At 49.0% G+C, this 762-nt stretch carries 1 protein-coding gene and 1 pseudogene; both read right to left on the bottom strand.

Going from position 1 to position 762, the window contains the following annotated elements:
• Positions 1-219 (bottom strand): annotated as a pseudogene (vscK, locus tag R7E78_RS26145) (SctK family type III secretion system sorting platform protein VscK); the annotation flags it as partial.
• The coding region (gene vscJ, locus R7E78_RS26140) for a SctJ family type III secretion inner membrane ring lipoprotein Vsc (protein ID WP_318058613.1) at positions 212-762 on the bottom strand (551 nt) is incomplete at its 5' end. The gene vscJ and the pseudogene vscK, both read right to left, overlap by 8 nt.

Below are 762 nucleotides of genomic sequence, written 5' to 3'. Positions count from 1 at the left end.
AGCCAAGCTATGGTGTGGCTTGTTAAAAGCCGTTTCTGGCACAGGCGCAAGCGCCCACTCTTCTAAACACCAAAGGTTGAAGTTTGGGTTATCTCGCCAGCCATCCAAATTAAGAAGCCAAGGCTGTTTTGGCACGATCCAGTTTTGCTCTAGGTACTGACATGGGCAGTAGTTGAACTGATGCAGCACCTGAGCCATCGGTGTTTCAGGTTTAACCACGCTTTGCGCTCCTGCGGCACCACGTGAACGTCGCGACATTCGAGCCAATCAATAGCAGTACCATAAACACTAAAATCCCGATGAGATGGTTCGCCGTTTCTTTGGTAACTTGCACCGACAAAATGCTTTTAAATTGGTTGCTTTGAGTCGTCACTCGCACCTCCGAAGATGGCACCATCACGACACTAATGCGGTCGTAATTCAGCCCTTCAATACTGTTGTTCACCAACAATTTGATTTGAGGCACGTAAGAGTCCAATGCCACATCGGCAGCATGTTTAATAAACACCGATGCCGAAGCAGGAGTCGGACGCTCGCCTGGGCGAAGATCTTGATCTTCGAGTACCACGTGGACTCGCGCCACCAGCACACCATCAATTTGCGATAGCGTTGATGACAACTCTTGCGATTTTGCGTAAACCAAACGCGCTCTTTCCGCCAATGGCGAGGAGATTAAATCGTCTTTTGGAAACACTTCTTTTAACGTCGAGAACTGCTCTCGTGGGTAGCCTTTGCGTTTTAATGTATCAACGGCGAACGCGA

Source organism: Vibrio sp. YT-19(2023) (assembly GCF_033337395.1).
This window is presented reverse-complemented; position numbering and strand designations above follow the sequence as displayed.